Below are 25,957 nucleotides of genomic sequence, written 5' to 3'. Positions count from 1 at the left end.
AAGGGGAAAGTTACCAATCTCCGAATCCGTCCCATCCTGGATTTTGTTTCAGTTTGGCATTTTTATCCAATACGGCTCTCGGAATAGGATAGAAGTACATCTTCCTGTCAAAGCTGCGTAATGCATACTTATGAACTACATTGACAACAGTATAGAATTGGTCTCTTTCGGTTGTCTTCTTGGTAACGTCCATACCTTGTACCGGTTTGTTTTCTTCTGTTTCTGCTAGTCCCCAACGACGCAGGTCATGATATCTTCTTCCTTCGCACGCAAATTCGATCATGCGTTCGCGGATGATTAACTGACGCATCTTCACTTGATCGCTGGCATCGGCAAGGGTGATGCCCGGCAATCCGGCACGGTAACGAATCATGTTGAAGTAGTACATGATTTCCTCCGGATTATACAAAACATGATAAGTGGTGTTATCTGCCGCTTCCGTATATTCCGGTTCTCCTTTCAGTTCATTCAATGCTTCTACATAGTTCAACAGTATTTCCGCATATCTGAATACAGGGAATGTTTTCGGTTTTATTTTAGCACCTGTATGACTGGTACAGTTATCCTCCGGATGGATATATTTCTTTAGAGTATATCCCGTTAAGTTATAGTCTTCTGGATTGGCAGCCTGTTTTGCACAGTTGCCATTCACGTAATATCCTGCTGTAAAGTTAGTCACGTTGGGAGCTTCGGTTCCTGTTACCGAAGTTGCGGGCCAGAAACATTCACAGAATCCGATAGATGCGTAGAAACGCGGTTCGCGGTCCAGATACATTTTGGCAACGGTTGGTCTCAGCTCATATCCTGTGGCGATGGTAGGTACAGTACCCGCTTCTTCATAATAATCAGGTTGTTGCACATAATCTTCTCCATCTTTCATGTAGTAGGCATCTATGAGTTTCTGAGTGATTCCTAAGCCGTTCCATCCTCCTAGTTTCAACGGGAAGGCGATTGAAATGATGTTGTTGTTCAAGGGAGTAGCATAAATAAGTTCAGGGTTTTTCACAGCCAGTGCTTCTCCATTGAACATGTCTATATACGAATGGTAAGGATCGATTCCTCCTACTCCTAACGGAAATTCCGCTTGTGACGCCTGAGAGGATGCATACGTGTTTTCATCGCTGGGTACAGTGTATAATGAGTAAATACCGCTATCGATAATTCTCTTGGAGGCAGCAGCTGATTTCGCCCATTTCACCGGGTCATATTGCTGGGCTATCATGTTTCGTCCGTCGGAAGTGGTCCAGTCGGCATAATATTGATTGCCGTTGTACCACTTGGAAGCTTGGTAAAGCCGGACACGTGACATGAGGGCGGCTGCCGCATATTTGGTAGGACGTTCGAACTGAGTGCTCGGGCGCGTCGGGTCCAGTAGACTGTAAGCTTCTTCGAGGTCTTTGCAGATATATTCCACACATTCATCGTACGTGTTACGTTCGAATGACAAGTTTTCAATGTTTTCATCTACCGACAGCGGTTCTTCGGGAAGGATGACTGCCGGTCCGTAAAGTTCCAACAGATAGAAATAGAAGGAAGCTCTCATGAAATGAGTCAAACCCATAATTTCACGTCTGTCCAATCCTTTCAGGTCTTTGCATTCATCGATGCGGGTGAAGATAGTGTTACACTTACGGATACCTTTGTAGTATTGTCCCCACATGTTGTAGTAAGAATCGTTTTGCGTAATTTTGTCTGCGTACAAGTAGGTACCGGCGTACTCAGCTTTCTGCCATGACAGAAGAACTTCATCTACCGCAGTCTCGTAAGGACCGTAGGAACCGGAAAACAAGTTGCCTTGAGCGGGCATTAATGCCGCAGTTCCCCACACATAACGCTCCAGATAATCTTGTCTGGCAAAGATGGAGTCGAGTGGAGTCAGGTCGTTAAAGTATTCATCAACTGCCAGATAGTTGCATGAAGTCAGCATGAACGGGATGATCCCCAGTGTCGTGCATAGAATATGAAGGCTTTTCTTTAATATCTTTTTCATAATAGTTTTCAATTAGAACGTAGCTGTTAACTGTAAAGAGAAAGTACGCTGTAGCGGATATACGGCGCCGTTTTTAGATGCCTGTCCCGGATCCCATAGTTTCACTGAATCCCATACTGCCAGATTCTGTCCGACAAATTGCAGATTCATATCACTGATGCCCACTGTCCTTAGTACTTTATTCGTTCCGATACGATAGGAAATATCCAATGATTTCCAACGCAGGTAAGAACCATCTGCCAGCCAGAAAGTAGAAGCACGGTTATTGTTCTTATTCTCTCCGTAAGTCAGGCGCGGGAAACGTGCATTCGGGTTTTCTGTAGAAGGATCCCCTGAATACCATGCCGGTGTCCAACGATTCTTCGGGTCGTTTACGATGGATAGAATGTTGCCGACTTCTCCGCCTGAGAAGGGATAGAATCCGGAACCGCCGTATAAGAAGTTAACTTTGGCTGCTCCAGTGAATAAAGCACTGATAGTCCATCTTTTATATCTGTACTCCAGTGCAAAACCGTATTGAATTTGCGGTACATTGGAGTGTGCAATAGGAACAATATCGTCATCGTCAATTTTTCCGTCAGCGTTCACGTCTTTATAGCGGATATCTCCGGGGCGTACTTCGCCGTATGTCTGTTTCGGGCTTCGGTTGATTTCATCCTGATTTTGAAATAAGCCTAATGCAACCAAACCGCGCATAACACCATAATTTACATCGCTATACGATTGGTAAGGGTAGCGCACCGCATCTTGGTCCCAATGTACAACTTTGCTGACAGCATATGTCATGTTGGCACGCACCGTGAAAGAGTTGTCTTCGTTTATTTTCTGGTTCAGGTAAATGTTACCATCTATACCGCTACTGCGCATACGTCCTACGTTGGTATATGGGTTGGTCACGACGCCTACTTCCGAAGGCATCATTTTTCTTTCCTGGAAGATATTATCACGAGTGTCTCTGAAGATATCTACCGTTCCACCTATTTTATCATTGAGAAATTGGAAGTCGATACCCAGGTTATATTTCTTGGCTACCTCCCAATGTAAGTTATTGGCTCCGATTTGTTTTTCTGTCAATCCATTGGAACCCCAACGACTACCACCTCCAAAGTTAATCAACGTCAGATATGGGAACCGACGTCCACCACCGATCTGATCGTTACCAACTTCACCATAAGAAGCTCTGATCTTCAAAAAGTTGAGCCATCCTGCATGATTCTGCATAAATTCGTATTGGGTCGGGATCCATCCTAAGGCTATTGCAGGGAACAAACCGAATTGTTTGCCCGGTTCAAAGTTTTCGGAACCGGTGTATCCTACGTTTCCTTCTATCAGATAAGCATCTTTATAAGAGTAAGTGGCTCTGGCAGACAACGCTTGATAACGTTTGGGAATAGATGAAATTTCATCATTTGCTTCGGTGGTTTCGGTGCTTTGCATATAGTAATGTATCAAACCGGTTACACGATGTTCCTGATTGAAAAGTCTTTCATAGGCAAGTTGCGATTCGAAGTAATATCTCCGGTCACTGGCAGCACTCTTGGCGAATTGAATGTTGCTGGCTGATACCGTACGTTGTGTCATTAATGAACCGTCATTGTAACGGCCAAAGGCCTTGTATAGGTCCGGCATTTTGGAGCGGACTACGTTGTGTATATTGTTATTGTTATACGAGAACATTCCTCTGGCAGTCAAACCCTTGATCCATTTCCCGAAGTCTTGACGTAAGGTGAAATTGATGTTCATAGTGGTCCGGTTTCCCTTTTTAAATCCGGTATGGTTCAACAAGATATATGGTGAGATTTGTTCTCCGTTTTTCCCATAAGCAGGAAGCATTCCATTGGAATAACGTAAAGGCACCGTCAGGGGAGTCAGATAGGCTTGTGCGGCCCAGAGTGCGTCATTGTTAGTTCCGAATCCCGGTGCTCTGTCTTCTACAATAGCTCCGTCCATAGCCAATCCCATGATCGTCGATGAAGTTAGGTTCATGTCTACCTTTGCGCGGAAATTATATTTAGCCCATTTGACATTCGTGTTGTATTTGTTAACTTTGTCTTGCTTGAAGATAGCATCTTTGAATGTACCTCCTACACTGACAAAATATCTGGCAACTTTTCCACCACCGGATACATTTAAATAGTGCTGATGATTGATAGTTACATCTTTCAGTATCTCTTTTTGCCAGTTAACGTTTGGATATAAGTCATTATCCAGTCCTGCTTTAATAATCTCCAGTTCTGTCGGGCTATAAAGAGGGTCCATATTGCTTACCACTCGGGCTTCGTTTGCCAAGCTGGCATAATCGTATGCTTCCAGATATTCGGGCATACGGGGGGAATAAGAGAGAGTCATACTGCTTTTCCAGGTTACCTTGGTTCGACCTTCCTGACCGGAACGGGTCGTTACCAAAACAACGCCATTTGCACCACGTACACCATAAACGGCTGTTGCCGAAGCATCTTTCAAGATAGAGAAGCTCTCAATATCCGACGGGTCGAGGTCGTTGAGGTTTCCTTCAATACCGTCAATCAAAACCAGCGCAGACTGGTTGGCACCAAATGTGCTGATACCGCGAATCCAGAACTCAGAAACATCCTGCCCCGGTTCGCCGCTTCGGTCAACGGCTATAATACCGGGAACCACACCTCCCAGCATATTGGCTACGGAAGTTGACGGAGCACTGATGGCAGCCGGATTGACACTGGTGACAGCACCTACCACGCTGACTTTACGTTGTGTTCCCATACCTACAACAACTACTTCGTCCAATGATTCTGAGTCGGGCTCCAGAGATATACGCATCTTCTTATCGGTTTGAGCAACCACTATTTCTTTGCTCTTATATCCCATAAATGAAACAATCAGCGTTGTTTTTGGAGCTAATGATTTCATACTGAAGTTACCATCCATATCTGTTATAGTTCCGGTTTTTTCTTTCCCTTTAACAGATATGTTTGCACCCGGGAGCGGATCACCATGTTCATCTAACACGATTCCGGCAATTTGAATTGGTTCTTGTTGGGCCCATATCCCTTGTGTTGCATTTCCTGCCAATAGCAGAAAGAAACACAGGGCTAATTTAAAATATAGTGTTTTCATTTCTATTCCTTATTAATTATTCAATAGCAAGTTTTCTGATGCAGTGGTTGTTTTGATCTGCAATGTAAAGAAATTCATTTTTGTCCAAATAGACACCCCAGGGCTGATTGAATTGGGCTTCCAAAGGGTCTCCATCTTTGTATCCTGCAGCTCCGCTACCTGCTATCGTGGTTACGACGTTCAATTTGGTGTCAACTTTGCGTATTCGGTTATTACCAACATCGGCTATGTATAAGTTCCCTTCTTTATCAATAGCAATTCCACGTGGTTCTTTAAACTGTGCTTCTTGCACATCTCCGTCCCGGAAGCCTGCGCCTGCACCGGGGATATATTCATCGATGTCCCCATCTAGGGCTGGCCAACCGTCCGCATCGCGTGTGAGCTTAAAGCGATAAACTGCACTTTTACTATGCAACACACAGTAAACATACTTATCAACCGGATTGTAAGCACATAATCCATTGGAACCTGTATTATAGAGTGTACCGATTCGTTTTGCTTTGTTGGGATTTAATGTTCTTCTATTTTTATCGAAAGGTTGTGTCCACAATTGCCCTGTATTTTGGCGGTATATCACAAAAGTAGAATCTACGGGGTCGAGAACAACACTATGCATCCATCCTCCGTTGGCTAAAAGCTGTCCCATTTTATCAGCCACCCAGCTCACATTAGCATCGAATAAGAAACAACCGAAGTTGGCATTATCGCATGGACCAAATAGTTGTTTCTTTTCTTTATCAATAAATAAAGGTTGGTCGATTACCATGCCATCTAGTAAAGTGATCGTTTTATTTTGTTCGATGGATGATAAACGCGTTCTTCCATCAGAGTCGAATATGAATACATTGTCATCATTATCTACAGCTACATACCTTGGAGTATTGAATGTGGTCTCGCCGAGAGTTCCGTCTTTATTGCCACCTTCTTTGGCTTTTCCTACTACTGTAGATACGGAAGAAGTTACAATATATTTGAAGGTTTTTTCAGCATTGCTGAGTTCAGCTTCTTTTCCGGCAATCTCCACCCGTACATGGCTTTCCCCTCCGGCTTGCTTGGGCACTTGGGCATAAATAACATCAGGCTTGACACCTAAAACCAATGCCTCCCGCTCATTACCTACTTCATCCTTGAAGTAAACTTTCACTTGGCTTTTGTCTTCTCCGAAATTGGAGCCTTTAACAATGAATTTGGTTCGTATGCCACCGGAATCGGGCATAAACTCTGTAAACTTGACTGGTTGATTAGGATCGAAAGCTGTGCTTTTCTTGTCTTCATTACAACCTACTATTAGTAGCAGGAAGCCGAAAACCATCCAGATTAGATTAAATGATTTACGCATGTTTTTCTATAAGATTTTATTAGTTTGAAAAAAGGTCTTTTAGGCTTTCTATTTAAATAAGGTTTAATAGATTCTAATTGATTTCAATTTGACTTAAGGGCTTTTGGCTTTTTCTCTCATGTGATTAATTGTTTTAAATATTATAGATTCAAAGGTGTAAATGGCTATATATAATTGTGAAGCACACTTTCCGTTCGGTTTTCAGGATACAAACTTAGGGTATTTCAAGGAATCAGGAGCATATGCTTTTATTCATCCATGTATATCTTTTCATTCAAAATTGCTTTTTTTATCATTTGCTTCGCCTTTCTGTTATAATATTGATTATTTTTGTGACACTTAAACTAATATGAATATATAATGAAGCGAACCGTTCGATATACCGTTCTTGTTTTGATTGCTATTATAAATTCTTTAGTTATTACTACTTCTCTCTATGCTGTTCTGCCTTATAATGAACTACATCAGTTGAATATGAGTAATGGCTTGGTAGATAACATCATTACTTGTATCTATCAGGATCAAGATCGTTTTATGTGGTTTGGATCCACTAATGGGCTGAGTCGATATGACGGGAAGCAGATTCGCAATTTTAGTGTAGACAATGCGAGGATGTATGTTTCCGATATAAAAGAGACTTCTGATGATAAATTGTGGGTAATAACTAATGAGTATTTATATTGTTTTGATCGACGGAAAGAGAAATTTGTTCTTCCGTCTTTTCAGGATGGGAAAAAGGCCATTTCTGTAAGTGCTATGGAAATAACAGGGGATTCACTTTTTTGGATAGTGAAAGGCGGACAATTGCAATGCTTGAAACGACATTATAAATTAGTGAAAGGTGACTTACAAATAGAGATGACTGTCGAAGCAGGCTATCCGTTTTTTTTAGATGAGGGGGAATCTTTTTCGAATTTATGTGCTTCACAAGACGGGCATTTCTTGTATTTGGTTACCGATAAGGGAAATTTGTTGTTCTTTGATAAGATTGCAGGTAAAGTGGTCCGGAAGTTCAAATACTCTATTAATCCTAGCGCTAATGCTACTACTATCATGAGTGAAGGGGAATATATTTGGATTTCTTCTATAGTGGGTGGAGTAACTCGTCTGCATATTCCCACGGGAAAATCTGATTATTATCAGTATAATGAGGATGCCAGGTTGTCTTCTTTATCACATTCAGATGCGTATGGGGTGGTTGCGTTGGATAATGATTCTTACATTGCAGTAACCTGGAATGGATATACTCTGTTAGCTCCTGAAGAAAATGATCCTTCTAAGTTGTCGGCAACGCCTTATACGAATACCTCATTTTTGCAGTACCGGAATGTAGAGACAAGAATGATTTCTGTTTATTATGATAAAGAGGGAATACTATGGATCGGAACTAGAGGAGGAGGGATTGTCTATTTTGATTTTAGACAGCATTCTTATATGCAATATCACAGCAAAAAACATAATGAAATCTCTGCTCAGGTGGCTGACAAAGATGGTCGAATTTGGTTGGGCACTTACCATGAAGGAATTATGCGTAGTGACCAGCCTTATGCTAAATCGCGACCGCTGAACTTTTCTCCTGTGGGCAATCAAAAAGAAGTCCCGGTGTTTTGTGCAACCAAAGATTCATGTTCTAATTTATGGTTTGGAAATGCTTCCGGAAATTTGATTTGTTATGACTGGAGTTCCGATTCTTTCCATATATATCCGCTCAATTATTTAGGAAAAAAGGTAAATTCCTATATAGTGGCCTTAATGATTGACACCCGTTATCGGTTTTGGGTATGCACTTCTGCCGGATTGTACTTATTTGATCGGCAGACAGGTCATTTTGAATTATTCTCATTGCGTGAAGCCTTGAAAGAAGATGCAGAGCCATGGGTCACTGCTATTTGTGAAGATAAACAGCGGAATATCTGGATAGGGACAGCAAAAGGTATTGTACGATTATCACAGGTAAATGTTCGTCCATTAAAGATGGTTCATGGATATGAAGAAAAAGAAAATATAGGAGCTCGTGTAGTTAGTGCTTTACTGACTGGTACTGACGGAACTGTATATGTGGGTTATAAAAATGGATTTGGAATCATTCCTGTGGGCGAAGATAGGATAGCGTCTTTTTATACAGTAAAAGATGGACTTTGTAATGATTGTATAGATTGTATAGTGGAAGATGAGAAGAAGCGTATTTGGTTGGGGAGTATATCCGGTATCTCAAGATATAGCCGACAGCAACATGTTTTCTACAACTATTATATTTCTAGTAGCAATAAATCTGTGATGTTGTTTAAGAATACTTTATTTTGGGGAAACAATAAGAGCTTAACTTATTTTGAACCGGAAATACTGACATCTGCCACCATTGCCAGCAAAACTCTTTTAACCGGATTAGAAGTCGATAATAAGCCAATTAATATAGGTGAGAAGATAAAAGGGCAAGTTGTTTTGGACTCAAACATTGCATCAATTGACCATTTGGAACTGGTCAATGCAAACCGTGATTTCTCTCTCCTTTTCAATAATCTGGCTTTTTCGAAGGATCTGCAAAAATATAGCTATCGGTTATATCCATATCAAAAAGATTGGATTGTTTCTGAAGCGGGTAAGGTCTCGTTTACCAACTTGTCTGCCGGTTATTATATTTTTGAAGTCAAAACATTGTTCCCTAATAATACGGAAGGAGACGTTACTGCATTGCCGATAACAATCCTTCCACATTGGAGCCAGACCGTTTGGTTTCGTTTGCTTTTGATTTTCTCGGTTTTATTTTTGGTTGGTTATATTTTCTATAGTTTGTTGCGGCGGCAGCGTCGTTTCAAAAAAATGATTCAATTGAAACATGAACTGACGATTGCAAATTTGGAGAGAAACGCAGAACGGCATATACGGGAAGAACGTGAGAATTTTTTTATGAATGCTGCTCATGAGTTAAGAACTCCTCTTACTTTGATACTCGCTCCTATACATGATATAATGAAGTCCATTACCCCATCGGATAATTGGTTTGATTCATTTAGCAGATTGCACAAGAATTGTCTTTCTCTACAGACACTGGTTGATCGTCTGCTATATGTACAGAAGATAGAGGGCGGTATGATAAAACTTCATCTGTCTGAATCGGATATAAAGGAGATTGTTAGCCGGGTGGCTAATCCTTTTCTGCAAATGGCTATGGTCAAGAAGCGGGAATTTTTGGTCCAGGTGGATACAGTGCCTTTGTATTTATGGGTGGATGTGGCGAAAATAGAATCAGCTGTTCAAAATTTGCTATCGAATGCCTTTAAATATACTTCTCAGAATGGACGTATTGAACTGGCTGTGTCAGAGGCGGAAATTGACGGAAGGCCTTATTGCCTTGTTACAGTGTCTGATAATGGGGTTGGGATACCTGATGATTTGCAACAGCACGTGTTTGATTCGTTTGTAACAGGAAAACGTATCCCGCAATATTCCACATCAATTGGTCTTGGATTACATATTGTAAAGCATACGATGGGGTTGCATCATGGATTTGTTACGTTGACCAGTCGTGTTGGAGAAGGCAGCCGATTTGTTCTGCACATTCCGGTGGGACTTTCTCATTTTGCGCAGGGGGAATATGAAATGGTACCTGATCCGATGAAGGGGGATTTGTTAGAAGAGTGTCCGGCAGAAGAACGTCCGATGGAAGAAGTAGTAGAGGAAAAGAATGAGACTATGGAAGAGGCCGTTAACAGAGTGAAAAATAATAAGGAATATTTGTTGATCATAGAGGATCACGATGAGATGAGAGAATATTTATGCAGTCTATTTAAAGAAGATTATAATGTTATTGAGGCTGAAAATGGAGAAGAAGGGGTGGCTATGGCTGATAAATATATACCTAAATTAATCATATCTGATATAATGATGCCTGTTAAGGATGGGTTTGAATGTAGTCGGGAGATTCGTGAAAATAAGCGGACTTTTCATATACCGATTATCTTTTTAACAGCTAAAGCAGAGGATGCTGACCGGTTGAAAAGTTTACAAATAGGGGTAGATGACTATATAATGAAACCTTTTAATCCGGAGTTATTGAAAGAGAAGGTGAAAGCGTTGATAGAGCAACGTGATCTGCTAAGAAAACTTTATGCGAAAACTCTTATGTTGGATGAAGAGGTACTGGAATCTTCAGAAGATGTTCAGGATGTTTTTATGCCTAAAATGCTTCAGATTATAGAAGAAAATTTATCAAACCGGAATTTTACAATAAAAGTGCTGACGGACAAATTGAATATGAGCCAGCCGACCCTTTATCGCAAGGTTAAGCAGAAAACAGGTTTGTCGATTATAGAGGTGATTCATGGAGTACGGATGAGTAAAGCTGCCTCTATTATCATGAGCGGGCGATATAGCAGTCTGACAGAAGTGGCGGAAATGGTAGGGTATGATTCGATGATTTCCTTCCGTAAGCAGTTCGTTGCACAGTTTGGGGTGCTTCCTTCCAAATATATGGAAGAGAAAATGAGGAAATAAGAAGCCGCGTTCCATGTTGGCGGCTTCTGTCTTATCTGTTTGAATGGTTATTGTTAAAAGCGGAAAGAGACATGGCCCATAACGTTTGTACCCGCTTGCGCAGCGTATCCGGCAGAATTTATTCTGTGATTCACATCCTTGTCGTAAGAACTGGATGCCCAACCGTTGTTCTCGTATTCTTCGTTGAAGAGGTTGTAGACGGTCACACCCAAAGTTACTTCTTTCACCACCTTTCGGGGTTTGAATGTATAGGCCAGATTCAGGTTGCTCACAAAGTATTTATCCAGAGTCAATGCTTCCACTTCCGCATTTGTCATATATTGCTTGCCGACAAACTGGGATTGAAGAGCTGCTTCGAATCCTTGATAGGTAAAAGCAAAACGGTTGTTCAGCAGGAAATCCGGTGAAAAAGCGATGCGGGTGCTCTTATGAGAAACGCTTACGATGTCCAGTAGGTTCCAGCCATCGTAAATGGGAATGTTTTCTACGAAATTCTTGATACGGTTTTTGCTCCATGTCGCATTGATATCCCATTGGAACCATTTACAGGGCTTGATACCTAGCATCAGTTCGATTCCCATCCGGTAACTGTTCGGAACGTTTTCTGTCAGGGCTTCACCGATATCGTTCAAAGCTCCGGTGAGGACAAGCTGGTCGGTATAATCCATGTAGTAGAAATTGGCGCCTGCCGTCAGCCAATGATTGGCGAATGTGTATCCGGCTTCATAGTCGAGCAGCTTTTCTGCTTTCGGATAACTGTCGGGATTGCCATCCGTATAATTATTTCTTGTCGGCTCTTTTTGAGCTACGGAGAAAGAAGCGTAGACACGGTGATTGGAGTTGATATTCCAGTTCAGTCCGACTTTCGGATTGAAAAAATCGAATTTCTTGTCTACGGCCAGCGGACGCAACGCATTTTTATTCCAGTCGTATTTGTCATTTGCTCCGTCGATGGTGTAGTCGATGTGCCGGTATTGCAGGTCGGCATAGGCACTTAGTCCTCCGGTGAGGTCGTAGCTTGCTTTCAGATAGATGTTACCGTCGGTTTTCTTCGATTGGTTGCGGTAGTATTCATGGTCGGGAGATAGTGCGCCGATGTAGTTCTTTACCCAGGTCACTTTCCCGAAGTTATTACCCCGGTATTGGTTGATGCCTCCGCCCAAAGATGCCGTTAGTCGGTGGTTGGTATAATTGAGGGAGAAAACACCCCCGCCAAACTTATTATCCATTTTCTTCTGACGGACCAGATCGCTTTCCGAAATTTCTTTTCCGTCTGTTGTAAAAGGTTTCAGACCGTATTCTAGGAAAGATCTGTCTTCTTTATATTCCTCATAGTAGCCGTCACCTTTGGTGTAGTGCAGGGCTACGTTCAGATTCCACGCAGTGGAGAAAGTATGGTTGAAAAGGAGTTGATAATTCTTTTGCAGATAGTTATCCGTCTGGTCGGCATAATAATGTTTTTCATTATCGTCTCCGGTATATTCGCCGCAAGGGTTATACCGTCTTCCGTGTTCTTCCATTTCTGCTTTAGTAGCATATCCCCAGGCATGATACGTCTTTTCTTTTCCTGCGAATGCGATCAGTTTGACAGACGTATTTTCGGCGAAATATCCTCCTTGCAGATAGTAAGAGTTGAGATTGACGGAGGCGCGGTCGATGTATCCGTCCGTACCGATGTTGGAAAGTCGGGCATCGAATGTCCAGTGATTGTTCAGCAGTCCGGTTCCCACTTTTACAGTTTCCTTGTGGGTGTTGAAAGAACCATAGGAACCGTTGAACTCGGCATACGGTTTCATGGACGCGCCTTCGGTCTGCATATTGACACTGGCTCCGAAGGCACCGGCGCCGTTGGTCGATGTTCCTGCGCCACGTTGCACTTGCATATCCTTTACGGAAGAAGAGAAGTCGGGCATATTTACCCAGAACAGATTGTGGCTTTCGGCATCGTTCATCGGGATGCCGTTTACAGTGATATTGATACGCGTGCCGTCAGTGCCTCGTACACGAAGAGTCGTATAGCCGATGCCCGATCCCGCATCCGATGTGGTCAGCGTGGAAGGAGTCATGCTCAGCAGGTAGGGAATATCCTGCCCGAAGTTCACTTTTTTAAGTTCGGCTTTGCCTATATTGGTAAATGCTACGGGAGTTTTTGCTGTAGCACGTGTGGATACTACCTGCACTTCTTGCAGGTTGATTACTTTCAGACTATCCTTTGCACTCGTTTGTGCATGGACAGGGAAGCCTGCGCCCAATAAGGCGACGGCCATCATCATCATTTTTTTCATCTTGCTTATTAATTAGTTCTCTACGCCGGCATTACCCGGTTCAGATTCTATGGGTATGTTCTCAGCCCGTCATGTTAAGGCACCCCTACTTAGTGAATCGTTGGCAAAATTACTGCTTTTGCGGGAGGAAAGCAAAAAAAACTTTTAGATTTGCTAAAAACAATATAACTTTGTAGTTTGTTGAAATATGACAAGTCAGCTATTTATTCATTTTAATATAATTATCAAATTATGCTACTATTATTTCAAGCGACAGCAACACAGCTTGCGGATTCTACACAAATCGTCGCAGATAAATTAATGGAAGAAGCGATAGCCAATGCGGACGGATTGGATAAGCTTTCTCTGATCACCCAGCAATTGGTAGATTTCGGTATCCGTGCCGGAGAACGCATCCTGATTGCAACCCTTGTCTTCATTGTCGGACGCTTCCTCATCTCGATGCTCAACCGATTTGTCGGACGTCTGATGGACAGGAGAAAGGTGGATATAAGCATCAAGACTTTTGTGAAGAGTCTGGTAAATATTCTGCTGACCATTCTGTTGATTATCTCCGTAGTCGGTGCTCTGGGAGTCGAAACAACTTCTTTTGCAGCCCTGTTGGCTTCTGCCGGTGTGGCTGTCGGTATGGCGTTGTCCGGTAACTTGCAGAACTTTGCCGGCGGACTGATCGTATTGCTTTTCAAGCCTTATAAGGTAGGAGATTGGATTGAAAGTCAGGGAGTTTCCGGAACGGTCAAGGAAATACAGATATTTCACACCATTCTGACTACCGGAGATAATAAAGTGATTTATATACCGAACGGTGCAATGAGCAGCGGAGTGGTGACAAACTATAATACACAGACAACGCGCCGTGTAGAATGGATTGTTGGCGTGGATTATGGAGAAGATTATAATAAGGTACAGCAGATTGTCCGTGATATACTGACGGCCGACAATCGTATTCTGACTGATCCCGCCCCGTTTATTGCCCTTCATGCGCTGGATGCCAGCAGTGTGAATGTGGTAGCCCGTGTGTGGGTGAATACGGCAGATTACTGGGGAGTTTATTTTGATATAAACAAGACTATTTATGAAACCTTTAATGAAAAAGGCATCAACTTCCCGTTCCCGCAACTTACCGTGCATCAGGGAAACTGATCACTATAAGATATATACTAAAACGAGAGAGTTTCACTTCGGTGAGACTCTCTCGTTTTATATGAACAAATTGTCTGGTGTGATTGGAAAATTTCTTTTTTATTTGATGCCGAAGTCTTCTGCAAACTCATATCGGTCTTCTTTGATCCCCAGTACATGGTTGATTTTCCTTCTTTTTTCAAGGTCCTTAAAGTAGCTTTCTACTACCTGATAGAGATCAAAATTACTGGTTGATCCTGCGGCAAGATCGAGTGACTCCACCATTTTCTCTACTGCCTGGTGGATTTTCCCTGCGTCTATCAGATGCAGTTCGTTGCTGTGTATTAAATATTTCTCCATAACTGCAATGTTTTAATGTTATATTGTTATAACGTATCATAGTGATGGAAAGTTCAATCCCCGAATCTTCATTGCGTCTTGTTGTCAATCACATTTTAACAGACAAATAGGTTAGAATCTAATGTCAGATTTTGGCGAGTGCCTGTTCCAGATCGGCTATCAGGTCATTGATATGTTCCGTTCCGATGGATAGACGTACAGTGCCCGGATAAATCTCCTGTTCTGCAAGTTCCTGCGCATTAAGTTGCGAGTGTGTGGTACTTGCCGGATGGATGACTAGTGATTTCACGTCAGCTACATTGGCCAGCAACGAGAAAATCTCCAGACTGTCGATGAAGCGGTGTGCTTCTTCCTGTCCTCCTTTTACTTCAAACGTAAAGATGGAGCCTGCACCATTCGGGAAATAGCGTTGATAGAGTGCATGATCCGGATGATCGGAGAGTGACGGATGATTGACTTTCTTCACCTTCGGATGATTATTCAGGAAGTTCACCACTTTTAGCGCGTTTTCTACATGACGTTCTACACGCAAAGAAAGTGTTTCCAGCCCTTGCAGCAGGATGAAGGCATTGAACGGACTGATCGTTGCTCCCGTATCCCGTAGCAAAGTGGCACGAATGCGGGTGACGTAAGCAGCCGGACCGGCAGCGTCTACAAAGCGTACTCCGTGGTAACTCGGATCGGGCTCTGTCAACTGCGGGAATTTACCCGAAGCTACCCAGTCGAATTTACCGGAGTCAACGATTACTCCTCCCAAGGAACTGCCATGACCGCCAATGAATTTGGTGGCGGAGTGTACCACAATGTCTGCTCCGTGTTCGATGGGGCGGATTAAGTAGGGAGTGCCGAACGTATTGTCTATAATCAAAGGTATTTTGTGACGGTGAGCAATTTCGGATACCGCTTCTATGTCTATAATATTGGAATTCGGGTTTCCGAGTGTTTCGATAAATACGGCTTTGGTGTTCTCCTGAATCGCTTTCTCAAAGTTGGAAAGGTCGCTCGGATCAACGAAAGTGGTGGTAACGCCATAATTGGGCAAAGTATGTGCCAGTAAGTTATAGCTTCCTCCGTAAATTGTTTTGGCAGCTACGATGTGGTCGCCTGCACGAGTAATGTTTTCGAAAGCATAAGTAATAGCGGCGGCACCGGAGGCAACTGCCAGACCTGCTACGCCTCCTTCGAGGACGGCTACACGTTCTTCAAAAACTCCTTGGGTGGAGTTGGTCAGGCGGCCGTAGATATTGCCCGGATCTTGCAAACCGAAACGTGCGGCTGCATGAGCGGAATTGTGGAATACATAAGAAGTGGTCTGATAAATAGGTACTGCGCGTGCGTCTGTTGCCGGATCTGCTTGTTCCTGTCCTACATGAACCTGTAATGTCTCAAAGTGTAAATTCTTTCTTTCCATAATCGTATGCTTTTTAAGTTTGATATTCTCTCTTTATTTTCTTGCAAAGTTATGGGATGTAGATATATCGAACAATATATAGTGTAAATATAGAAAATAATGCTATTTTTGTATCGTTATACAGAATAAAGCAACTGCTTTATTCTTAAAAATCACCTGTTAGAAGAATATTTTTCTTATGGATACTTTTGAGAAATTAGATAAAGTGGATTTGCAGATACTCCGTACTTTGCAAGAGAATGCGCGGTTGACGACCAAAGAGTTGGCTGCGCGGGTCAGTCTTTCATCGACTCCTGTTTTCGAGCGCCTTAAACGTTTGGAGAGTGGGGGATATATAAAGAAGTATATCGCTGTGCTGGATGCCGAAAAGCTGAATCAGGGTTTTGTGGTCTTTTGCAGTGTCAAGCTAAGGCGGCTGAACAGGGACATTGCGGCTGAGTTTACCCGAATCATACAGGACATTCCCGAAGTGACCGAATGTTATAATATATCGGGCAGTTACGATTACTTGCTGAAGATCCATGCTCCTAATATGAAATATTATCAGGAGTTTATTCTGAATGTATTGGGAACCATCGATAGCCTGGGTTCGCTGGAAAGTACGTTTGTGATGGCGGAAGTGAAGCACCGATATGGAATACATATTTAGTGGGAAGATTGATGTATTTCCTATTTTTGCTACTCCTTGTTTTCGACTCAGGTTTCCGGTGGATTGCCGATAATGTCTCTGTATAAGCTGCCGTCATGGTCCTTGTATTTTGCGTATTGGTAGAGGCGGACCAGTATATCACTGTAATCAAGAATGGCTGTATTTGATTTCTGTGATAAATTGGTGCCCAGGATGCCACTGCCTATGATACCGGGATTATATAATACGGTGTCTTGTCTGATAGAGCTCATTATCAGTTCTGCACAAATATAGTCTTTAATCCTTGCCTCTTCTAGTCGGGTCGTGATATATGAGTTCAGATGGCTTTTGTCATGTTGAGTCATAAAGCCGTACCATAGTAAACACTTCATTCCTAACTGGGTAGCCTCTATTAATATATCCAGATAGGTTAATCCCGATGCTCCTTTCTTATCTATCTCATAAGGATCGATATGAATGAAAGAATCTTTGGGGAGTGATGGCAGTAACTTCATGACTCCTTCGAGAGAATCGGTATTATATAGGCGGACGGATGTCTGTAGTTCCGCTTGCTTCGCATAGCGTTCCACATTGTCCAAAGCACTCTTTTCTATATCGAAGAATAGAAATTTTTGTGCCTGTCTTCCTAATACCTCCATTGCTAAAGCCGGAGAACCTAAATAGTACCCTCTCTGCATTTCTGCATTTTCTATCTTATAGTAAATGGAGTCTTTTAGAACTTGATTGTCTTCCTCTACCGCTTTTTCTAAGAAATAGTAAATGCCATATTGCTGTTCCGAAGTCTGCTGCATCGGGTAGATGGCACAGGCAGAATTTGTTTCTACATAGACTTGTGGATGCTCGTTCCGAAGAACTTCGCAAAGTATCAGATGTTTCAGTACATCCGGCTGTTTGCCGAAATGAGTATAAGTTGCCATGATGCTAAAGGTTTATAGTGACGATATAAATGGTATACAGCAAATATACGGGATAATTTTTAGATCCTTGCATCTGATTTCCAAAATTATCCTGTACATTTGTTATGTGATATGAACCTTATTTTTTGAACGCAATGAAATGGCAACGTTGTAAATAGCTTCGCTCTATATGGATGATGGACAATGGTGAAATCTGTTGTTCGAGTCTTATGTGGCTAAACAGGTCACCCGATATTTTATTATTTTATTTCAGAAACTATATAAAGAAGCAATTACAATGAATACAAATATTTATCCGCGCACCAATGACCTTCAGACCGTCTATCTGAATGCAGTTATCAATAATCCTCATATAAAGGTTGGTGACTACACCATATACAATGATTTTGTGAATGATCCTGTTCAGTTTGAGAAGAACAATGTTTTATATCATTATCCTGTCAATGGAGACCGGCTGATCATAGGGAAATTCTGTTCGATAGCCTGTGGAGCTAAGTTTCTTTTCAACAGCGCGAATCATACGTTGAATTCTTTGTCGAATTATCCGTTTCCTATATTTTTTGAGGAGTGGCAGTTGGATAAGGGAAATATCACTTCGGCATGGGATAATAAAGGGGATATAGTGATTGGAAACGATGTATGGATTGGTTATGAGGCTGTTGTCATGGCGGGTGTACATATCGGCGACGGAGCGATTATTGCGTCGAGGGCAGTAGTCACCAAAGATGTACCTCCTTATACGATAGTAGGCGGAACGCCGGCCCAAGAAATACGAAAGCGTTTTGACGAAAGTACAATTGCACAATTGCAGGAATTGCAGTGGTGGGACTGGCCTGTTGAGAAGATATCCAAAGTTTTGCTATCTATCATGCATGGAAGAGTCGATATTCTAATGAAATTTTAATCCACTATTACTGTGAGTTGCATGACACCCGGGTGTTGGTATGTCTGACACCCGGGTCTCATACATGCTGACACCCGGGTCTCAGATTACTCTCTGTCGCATTTGAAAAAAAATTAGCGAAAGTCTTTCAACTCTTCCTGCAATTTTTTGCGGATGAAGAAGATACGGCTCTTTACAGTACCTAGTGGCAAGTGTAGCTTATCTGCAATTTCACGGTACTTGAATCCTGCAAGGTGCATAGCGAACGGAATTTTGTATTCTTTGGCAAGAGCATTGACTACACGGTGCATTTCTTTGAGGTCATAGGCATTTTCTGTACTTTCAAAACCTGCATCTTGTGGTAAATTCAGATGGTAGAGGTTGTCTGTATGATCGACAAAAGTCTGATTGCGAATCACTTTGCGGTAGTTATTGATAAAAACATTGCGCATAATGGTGTACATCCATCCTCTAAAATTCGTATCAGATATATACTTGTCTTCATTGTACAATGCTTTTAAAGACGTTTCCTGCAATAAGTCGTTTGCTTCATCAATATCCATTGTAAGTTTGTAAGCGAAACGGAGTAACTCATCCTGTGCTTCTACTAATTCTTTTCTAAAGGTGAAATTCTTCATGTTGATTGTTTTTAAGTTTGATAAATTTGTTTGTTTTGACAGTGCAAGTATATGTGATTTCTATGAGCCCGATAGTGGGGAAATTGACATAAAACCACCGTTAAATTGTTAGATAGGAGGCTTCTGACAATTTAACGGTGGTTTTTGATAGTTTTGGGGTGGTGCTCAGACAGCTAATATACCGGAGAAAACAACCGGAAACACGCTTCGCGAAATTTAACCGAACGGTTGCGTTGGAGCCAGTCGCGTAGATTTAGTTCTTTACTATTATTCATATCGGTGTGATAAATGTCTCTGACGGTCTGAGCAACTTTCTTGTCGTAAATGAACAGATTGGTCTCGAAAAGAAGTTCAAGGCTTCTTATATCCATATTGGCTGAACCGACTACCACCAGTTCATCATCGACAATCATCAACTTTGAATGTGTAAATCCATTGACATATTGATAGACTCTGACTTTATTTCTTAATAGTTTCTCCACATATGAGTTAGAGGCATATTGCACAAAATCATTGTCTGATCTTTTAGGCATGACAAGGCGAACGTCTATTCCGCTCATTGATGCGGTCTGTATTGCCTGAAGCAGACATTCCGTCGGTATGAAGTAGGGAGTCTCGATATATACATTCTTTTTCGCCCGCGTTATAGCTGTAAACATGGCTTCCATTACATTGGAATGCATTCCCAACGGTTCCGCGTTGACTACTTGAATTGGTACTTCTCCGAAGACTTCGACATTGGGATAATACTCCGGTGAAGACAGATATTGTCCGGAAGCATAATACCAGTCTGCCAGAAACACAGATTGCAGCCCCGAAGCTCCGGAACCTTCAACCTTGAAGTGTATGTCATTCCATTTTCCCCAGAGAAGTCCGTCTATGTATACGTCTTTTACATTGATGCCACCGGTATAGGCGATTCTGCCGTCGATGATGACTATCTTTTTATGATTGCGGTAATTGACACTTCGCAGGAAGCGGGGAAAACTAAGCGGGAGGAACGTTTTCACTTCCACGCCTGCTTCTATCATTTGCTTGAAATATTTTCTGTTCGTTTTATTGCATCCCAGTCCGTCGTAAAGCAGTCGTACTTTGATGCCTTGTTTTACCTTATTGATAATCTTCTCTTTTAATTCGTTGCCGATATGGTCGTCGCCAATAGCATAATAGAAGATATGAATATGCGATTCGGCACAGTCGATATCTTCGAAAAGACTGTAAAACTTACTTTTACCACCCGGATAGACAGTTACTTTGTTACCTCCGAATACTGGTGACTGTTCCAGATTCAATATGAGTGATTTTAGTTCTTTATAATGATCGGGATGTATTGGCTCTGTTTCCACGTTGGTAGAAACGGATTGTTGGTGCCTGTTGAATTCTTCTCTCCAAAACTGAAATTTTGAACGCTTTTTGCTTACATTACGTCCTACAATATAATAGGCAGATATACCCAGTAATGGTAAGAATATAACAACTAGAATCCAGCAGATCGTCTTCACAGGATTTTTGTCGTCGTAATCAATTATAATAGTGTAAATCAGCCCTAATAGGAATGCGATATACGCTAACAATGTACAATACCATATCCACCTCATAGCAACTTTGTTTTTTTTGTTTTGATGTATGCTTTACTTATGAATAAAACAATGTGTTAGTATCTGTTGTTTGTTGGCGATTGAAAAAAAGTAAAACATCCCCTTGATATTTATTAGAACAGAAGTTATATCTTTGTCCTCAAACAATATATGTATGAATTTTATAATTGAACCCGGTTCTTTGGCTGATATAGATGAATTAGAGAGGCTGTATGATGAATTGAACGATCACTTGTCAGCTACAATCAATTATCCGGGATGGATAAAGGGGATTTATCCGGTTCGTGAGAATGCGGCTGCCGGTGTGGATGATAATAGTCTGTTTGTTGCCCGATGTGACGGGAGGATTGCGGGTTCTGTCATTTTAGATCATCAGCCGGAAAAGGCTTATGAGAATATAGTATGGAAAATAGATGCGGATTATAGTTATATTTTTGTGGTACGCACTTTTGTTGTACATCCATCTTTTTTGCAAATGGGAGTTGGACATGCATTGATGGATTTTTCACTGGAGTTGGCTTTAAAATCAGAAATGAAATCTATCCGACTCGATGTATATGAGAAGAATCTTCCGGCTATTTCGTTGTACGAAAAATGTGGGTTCGAGTATATTGACACTGTGGACTTAGGACTGGGACATTATGGGCTGGATTGGTTCAAGTTGTACGAGAAGGTTATTTGAACCGTAAATAATATAAAGTGGAGGAAGCTCTGACAAAATTCATAGTTCATCAATCATGTTGGAGCTTCCTTCTTATTATAAAAGTAGTTCAAGCATTTATTTATTTCCGAAGATTTAAATAATGCTCTTTTTCATTTCAAAAACAATATCCTTGATACATACATTTTCTGATAGATTCAGTAAACATCGGATTGTATTTAATAAATCATCAGGTTGTATCATTTCTTCATCTTTAAAAGGTGTTCCTGCTTTTTTCGCCATATCAGTATTCACCCAGCCAGGGCAAAGAGTAGTGACACGTATGCCTAATGGTGCTAACTCACGGTATAGAGATTCAGCCAGCCCGAGGAGTGCGAATTTGGTAGAACCATAAATACCTCCATCGGCGAAACCATATTTAGCGGCGCGAGATGCGACATTAAATATATATCCGTTTTTCTGTACTTTCATTATCTCCGTCACCGTTTTCAGTATTCCATATTGAGCAATGACATTTATTTCCATTATCTTCCTGAAATTATCAACAGGTTCGCTAAGAGAGCCGTCCATAAACATGGCAGCTGCATTCACCAAGATATCGACAGCACCATATTTTTGATGGATGTCTTTGATTTCAGTATCTGCCTTTGTACAATCTGTAATGTCCAATGGTAGTACAATAGGTTCTTGTACATGTTTGTTCGATCGCATGATTTCATCATGTACTTTCTCTAAGTTCTGTTTGCTTCGGGCTATCAATACCACCCGATAACCATCAGTTGCCAAACCTGCTGCAATGACAGCACCAATACCTTGACTTGCTCCTGTAATAATAGCTAATCCTTTTTGCTTTTCCATAACCTGAAATTAAAATGAGTTTATAAATTATGATGTAAGAAATACAGAGACGGTATAGGGGTAAAAAAAGAAGCCTCGGAGTATTCCAAGGCTTCTTACTTATTATATATTTTTGCACATTCTGTTTGATATATTCGGCGCAGATGTAGCAGCAGGCAAGGCTGATTCTTTTGAATTTTGCCCTTTCCCTATAAATATGCCGGAATATAGGGAAATCAAAAACGTCTATATGATCAGATTGTTCCATTGATTATGATTTCATGTGCAAAAGTAGGTATATCTTGTTGAATGAGAAAGTATTTCATCCCGAAAATAATGAAGGTTATCTATTTAAATACTTATTAATACATCTCCGGTCCCAATTTATCCCTCGCTTGACAATTTTGGCCGGAATGCCTGCAATGATTACATTCGGTTCGTTAAACTCTTTTGTTACGATACTTCCCCAGCCAACGATACTATTATCGGCTATTATCACATTCTTGCCAATTTTTACGCCTATCTCCTTTTACGATTAGCAGAAACGTTGCTAAGCAGCAATTCTTCCGCACTTTCTTCAGTGTCGAAATACATTGAGATACGATTGTTGTTTCCTGTGATTGTGATGTTGGCCTGATTAATAATCTTATTGAATTTGTCATTCCCATATCTTTTCTGTGCTGCTTTGATTTACTCCGTTGCCCGATATTTGTTCGTTCCTGCACCGTTATGAACTAGTTCCGAGTTTACGTAGATTTACTTTTTATGCTTAATGGATGTAAGATTAATGCTGCAATGTTTTATTCGTCTGACAGTTGTTAGACGAAAGTTCAACAGTTGTCAGACGAATAAGGTTATATAAACCGAGCACTAGATGATTGCATACAGCAAATTAATTTTAAGAGAGACTGGGATTAGTTCGTTACGACGCGTTTCAGTGAGTTGTTATTTACCGTTTGAAATATTTATTTCTCTCTGTGATTACATATTTCCGCTTGATTTCTCTTTTATTATATGTAATTTTGTAACTCTGAATTAAGAATGCTCTATATGAAACTAAAAGTTTTGACAACAAATCATTGTGTATACAAAATAAATATCCGGTGAATCACTATGTGCAGAATAATCATCTTATTAATTTCATTGATACTATCAGTGCAATGTTTTTCACAAACGGAGTTTACTACTTGTCTGTTTGACATATCCAGAAACAGAGTGATACCGATAGCGGTTTATCAGCCGCAGAAAGTAAATTCAAAAACGAAAGTTATCATATTCAGCCACGGCTATGATGGGAATAAAAACAGTAAGTCGAACCAAACCTATTCCTACCTGACACGTTTTTTTTCACAAAAAAGTTTTTATGTGATTAGTATACAACATGAATTGTCCGATGATCCTCTTTTAGCGATGGAAGGCGATTTCATGCAGACCCGTATGCCGAATTGGGAACGAGGAACTGACAATATACTTTTTACAATTCAGGAATTTAAAAACTTGAAACCACAATTGAATTGGAGCGAACTCATCTTGATAGGGCATTCTAATGGAGGTGATATGACAATGCTGTTTGCCACTAAATACCCGCAGCTGATCAGTAAGGCTGTATCTATGGACCATCGTAGAATGATCATGCCCAGAACTTTGAAGCCACGTTTGTATACATTGAGAGGATGTGACTATGAGGCAGATGCGGGAGTGCTACCTACCGGACAGGAGCAGGAGCACTTCAGAATGAAAGTAGTAAAACTGGATGGAGTTACACATAGCAGTATGGGTGAGAATGGAACGGCAGAACAGCATGACCTCATCAATCAATATATCTATAAATTTCTGACAGAAAGATAACTGAAGTATCATTTCTATTTTATCCGGTGGTTTTAAACCGGAAGCCTGTTTTTCTTGTATGCTTGCTTTGTTATTATAAATAAAAACAGACGAATATCTTGGTTGGATGTGAATAGTGATTGTTATATCTTTATAACGTACTAATTCTTCTTACAAAATAAATTCCATTCTCTATTTTATAAAAGTAAAAATATTCATTCTTCTGTTGGGCGCTTTTTATAGTCAAAACGTATTCAAATTAGAGTGATTAATAAATTTCAATATCAAATTTAAAATCAAAGAATATGAATTATCCAAAAGCGATACTTCTTTCATTGGCGTTATTGGCTATGCATTCGCTTAATGCAGAGGTAGTCACATACCCTGCTGGGGTCGGGGTGAAAACCTTAAACGATTTTTCTGTGGAAGTGCGTCAGGGTAGCGGACCGTGGTTGCCCGTTGACGTTTATCCTGTTAAAGTTGATAGGGTTGATGAAAAAGGTCATAACGTAGAGGTTGCCTCCATTGCTTATTTCGATTTTGACGGAATGGTAGATGTGCGAGTAATCAGCAACAAAGAGAGAGTCAATAGTGTGAGAGTACGTCCTTTAAGCTATAAGATAACACCGGATTGTGTTGGAGACACAGTGACATTCTCACTTTCGCGTCCTCGCAATCTCTCAGTAGAGGTCAATGGAGATATTTTTCACAATCTTCATCTTTTTGCGAATCCGATTGATAAATTTCGTCCTTCCGATAAAGAAATCCAAAGGGCTCTCAAGAAAAAAAAAGGGTCCAATTTGATTTATTTTGGTCCCGGTGTGCATAATCTTCCTAATGATACTCTATTTGTCCCCTCAGGAACTACTGTTTATATCGATGGGGGAGCTCGTGTTTATGGCAATATATTCACGGAAGGAGCACATGATGTGAATATTTTCGGGAGAGGCGAGGTACACCCTGATGGCAGGGGAGCCGGTGTTTGGGTCAGACGTTCTAAAAATGTCAGGATCGACGGAATTGTGGTTTCGCAACTCCCCATAGGACAATGCGATTCGGTAGAGTTGACGAATGTGAAATCAATCAGCTATTATGGTTGGGGCGACGGAATGGATGTTTTCTCAAGCAGTAACGTGATATTAGATGGGGTTTTCTGTCGTAATAGTGATGACTGTGCCGCAGTTTATGCTTCTACGCAAGGATTTAAAGGGGGAAGCAATAATGTATTGGTGAAAAATGCGACACTTTGGGCTGACGTGGCTCATCCAATCAATATCGGAGGACATGGAGATCCGAACGGCATGGATACAGTGCAGAACGTCACTTTTAGGAATATCGACATTCTTGATCAGGCAGAAAAACAGATTGATTATCAGGGATGTCTGGCTATAAATCCAGGCGACAATACATTGGTGCGTAATATTACGTTCGAGAATATTCGGATTGAAGATTTTCGTAACGGACAGCTTGTGAATTTCAGAATCAGTTTCAATCCGAAGTATTGTGTCTCTACTGGCAGAGGTATTCAGAATGTGCTTGTTAAGGATGTTACTTACAATGGATCGGGTGAAAACTTGTCGATCATTGCAGGGTATGATGAGAATCACAAGATATCTGGTATCAGGTTTGTGAATCTTGTGGTCAATGGGCGAAAGATTACAGACGACATGCCTGGGAAGCCGAAATGGTATAAAACCGGAGATATGGCCGGTATCTTTGTTGGAGAACATGTAGAAAATCTCTCTTTTGAATAGAAACGAAGCAGACAGAATGTTAGAAATGGCGCCACATGCCAAAAACTGTCATGCGGTCAGAAGGAAAGATTATACTTCAATTTTTATCACAATATA

General features: G+C 41.2%; 17 protein-coding genes and 1 riboswitch. Of the genes, 7 read left to right on the top strand and 10 right to left on the bottom strand.

Going from position 1 to position 25,957, the window contains the following annotated elements:
- Window positions 1-10 precede the first annotated feature (10 nt).
- From BT_RS12100 to BT_RS12090, 3 genes are read right to left on the bottom strand one after another with little or no spacing between them, the layout of a single operon-like run.
- The gene (locus BT_RS12100; RefSeq protein ID WP_010535408.1) at window positions 11-1,990 is read right to left on the bottom strand and encodes a RagB/SusD family nutrient uptake outer membrane protein; all 1,980 of its coding nucleotides are present in this window, start codon (window positions 1,988-1,990) and stop codon (window positions 11-13) included.
- Between the two features lie 12 nt (window positions 1,991-2,002).
- Window positions 2,003-5,086 carry a SusC/RagA family TonB-linked outer membrane protein gene (locus BT_RS12095; protein WP_011108277.1) on the bottom strand — a complete coding sequence of 1,028 codons (3,084 nt, stop codon included), beginning with the start codon at window positions 5,084-5,086 and terminating at the stop codon, window positions 2,003-2,005.
- A gap of 16 nt (window positions 5,087-5,102) precedes the next feature.
- Window positions 5,103-6,425, bottom strand: coding sequence for an IPT/TIG domain-containing protein (locus BT_RS12090; protein ID WP_008764070.1), 1,323 nt, complete (start codon window positions 6,423-6,425; stop codon window positions 5,103-5,105).
- Window positions 6,426-6,785: 360 nt separating this feature from the next.
- Here BT_RS12090 and BT_RS12085 point away from each other — a divergent pair, with 360 nt between their 5' ends.
- On the top strand, window positions 6,786-10,919 hold the full coding sequence (locus tag BT_RS12085) for a hybrid sensor histidine kinase/response regulator transcription factor (protein ID WP_008764069.1): 4,134 nt from the start codon (window positions 6,786-6,788) through the stop codon (window positions 10,917-10,919).
- Between the two features lie 53 nt (window positions 10,920-10,972).
- Here BT_RS12085 and BT_RS12080 read toward each other — a convergent pair whose 3' ends face one another.
- Window positions 10,973-13,204, bottom strand: a complete 2,232-nt coding sequence (locus BT_RS12080; RefSeq protein ID WP_011108276.1) for a TonB-dependent receptor — start codon at window positions 13,202-13,204, stop codon at window positions 10,973-10,975.
- Window positions 13,205-13,301: riboswitch (TPP riboswitch) on the bottom strand.
- A 134-nt stretch (window positions 13,302-13,435) separates the two neighbouring features.
- Between BT_RS12080 and BT_RS12075 the strand changes: the two genes are divergently transcribed.
- Window positions 13,436-14,347 carry a mechanosensitive ion channel family protein gene (locus BT_RS12075; protein ID WP_011108275.1) on the top strand — a complete coding sequence of 304 codons (912 nt, stop codon included), beginning with the start codon at window positions 13,436-13,438 and terminating at the stop codon, window positions 14,345-14,347.
- 99 nt (window positions 14,348-14,446) lie between these two features.
- On the opposite strand, the gene BT_RS12070 is transcribed toward BT_RS12075, so the two are convergent.
- Together BT_RS12070 and BT_RS12065 are read right to left on the bottom strand one after the other, a co-directional pair.
- A complete protein-coding gene (locus BT_RS12070; RefSeq protein WP_008763772.1) occupies window positions 14,447-14,686 on the bottom strand; it encodes a hypothetical protein in 240 nt (79 codons plus the stop codon).
- 124 nt (window positions 14,687-14,810) lie between these two features.
- On the bottom strand, window positions 14,811-16,097 hold the full coding sequence (locus BT_RS12065; RefSeq protein WP_008763773.1) for an O-acetylhomoserine aminocarboxypropyltransferase/cysteine synthase family protein: 1,287 nt from the start codon (window positions 16,095-16,097) through the stop codon (window positions 14,811-14,813).
- Window positions 16,098-16,275: 178 nt separating this feature from the next.
- Here BT_RS12065 and BT_RS12060 point away from each other — a divergent pair, with 178 nt between their 5' ends.
- The gene (locus BT_RS12060) at window positions 16,276-16,746 is read left to right on the top strand and encodes an Lrp/AsnC family transcriptional regulator (protein ID WP_008763774.1); all 471 of its coding nucleotides are present in this window, start codon (window positions 16,276-16,278) and stop codon (window positions 16,744-16,746) included.
- A 47-nt stretch (window positions 16,747-16,793) separates the two neighbouring features.
- On the opposite strand, the gene BT_RS12055 is transcribed toward BT_RS12060, so the two are convergent.
- The gene (locus BT_RS12055; RefSeq protein ID WP_011108274.1) at window positions 16,794-17,663 is read right to left on the bottom strand and encodes a 23S rRNA (adenine(2030)-N(6))-methyltransferase RlmJ; all 870 of its coding nucleotides are present in this window, start codon (window positions 17,661-17,663) and stop codon (window positions 16,794-16,796) included.
- A 277-nt stretch (window positions 17,664-17,940) separates the two neighbouring features.
- Here BT_RS12055 and BT_RS12050 point away from each other — a divergent pair, with 277 nt between their 5' ends.
- Entirely contained in the window at window positions 17,941-18,567 is a 627-nt protein-coding gene (locus BT_RS12050; RefSeq protein WP_011108273.1) for a CatB-related O-acetyltransferase, read from the top strand.
- A gap of 113 nt (window positions 18,568-18,680) precedes the next feature.
- On the opposite strand, the gene BT_RS12045 is transcribed toward BT_RS12050, so the two are convergent.
- Together BT_RS12045 and cls are read right to left on the bottom strand one after the other, a co-directional pair.
- Window positions 18,681-19,184 carry an RNA polymerase sigma factor gene (locus BT_RS12045; protein WP_011108272.1) on the bottom strand — a complete coding sequence of 168 codons (504 nt, stop codon included), beginning with the start codon at window positions 19,182-19,184 and terminating at the stop codon, window positions 18,681-18,683.
- 173 nt (window positions 19,185-19,357) lie between these two features.
- A complete protein-coding gene (gene cls / locus BT_RS12040; RefSeq protein ID WP_011108271.1) occupies window positions 19,358-20,782 on the bottom strand; it encodes a cardiolipin synthase in 1,425 nt (474 codons plus the stop codon).
- Window positions 20,783-20,936: 154 nt separating this feature from the next.
- Between cls and BT_RS12035 the strand changes: the two genes are divergently transcribed.
- Complete coding sequence (locus BT_RS12035) at window positions 20,937-21,464, top strand: GNAT family N-acetyltransferase (protein WP_011108270.1); 528 nt, start codon at window positions 20,937-20,939, stop codon at window positions 21,462-21,464.
- Between the two features lie 114 nt (window positions 21,465-21,578).
- On the opposite strand, the gene BT_RS12030 is transcribed toward BT_RS12035, so the two are convergent.
- Window positions 21,579-22,301: an SDR family NAD(P)-dependent oxidoreductase gene (locus BT_RS12030; RefSeq protein ID WP_011108269.1), complete on the bottom strand. Its 723-nt coding sequence runs from the start codon at window positions 22,299-22,301 to the stop codon at window positions 21,579-21,581.
- Between the two features lie 1,092 nt (window positions 22,302-23,393).
- On the opposite strand from BT_RS12030, the gene BT_RS12020 reads away from it, so the two are divergent.
- Entirely contained in the window at window positions 23,394-24,128 is a 735-nt protein-coding gene (locus tag BT_RS12020) for an alpha/beta hydrolase (RefSeq protein ID WP_011108268.1), read from the top strand.
- A gap of 284 nt (window positions 24,129-24,412) precedes the next feature.
- Complete coding sequence (locus BT_RS12015) at window positions 24,413-25,861, top strand: glycosyl hydrolase family 28 protein (RefSeq protein WP_011108267.1); 1,449 nt, start codon at window positions 24,413-24,415, stop codon at window positions 25,859-25,861.
- The last annotated feature ends 96 nt before the right edge of the window (window positions 25,862-25,957 follow it).

Origin of the sequence: Bacteroides thetaiotaomicron VPI-5482 (assembly GCF_000011065.1) — a bacterium.
GTDB classification, from domain to species: domain Bacteria; phylum Bacteroidota; class Bacteroidia; order Bacteroidales; family Bacteroidaceae; genus Bacteroides; species Bacteroides thetaiotaomicron.
Note: the sequence above shows the minus strand (reverse complement) of the source record. Positions and strands in the feature narration are given on the sequence as shown.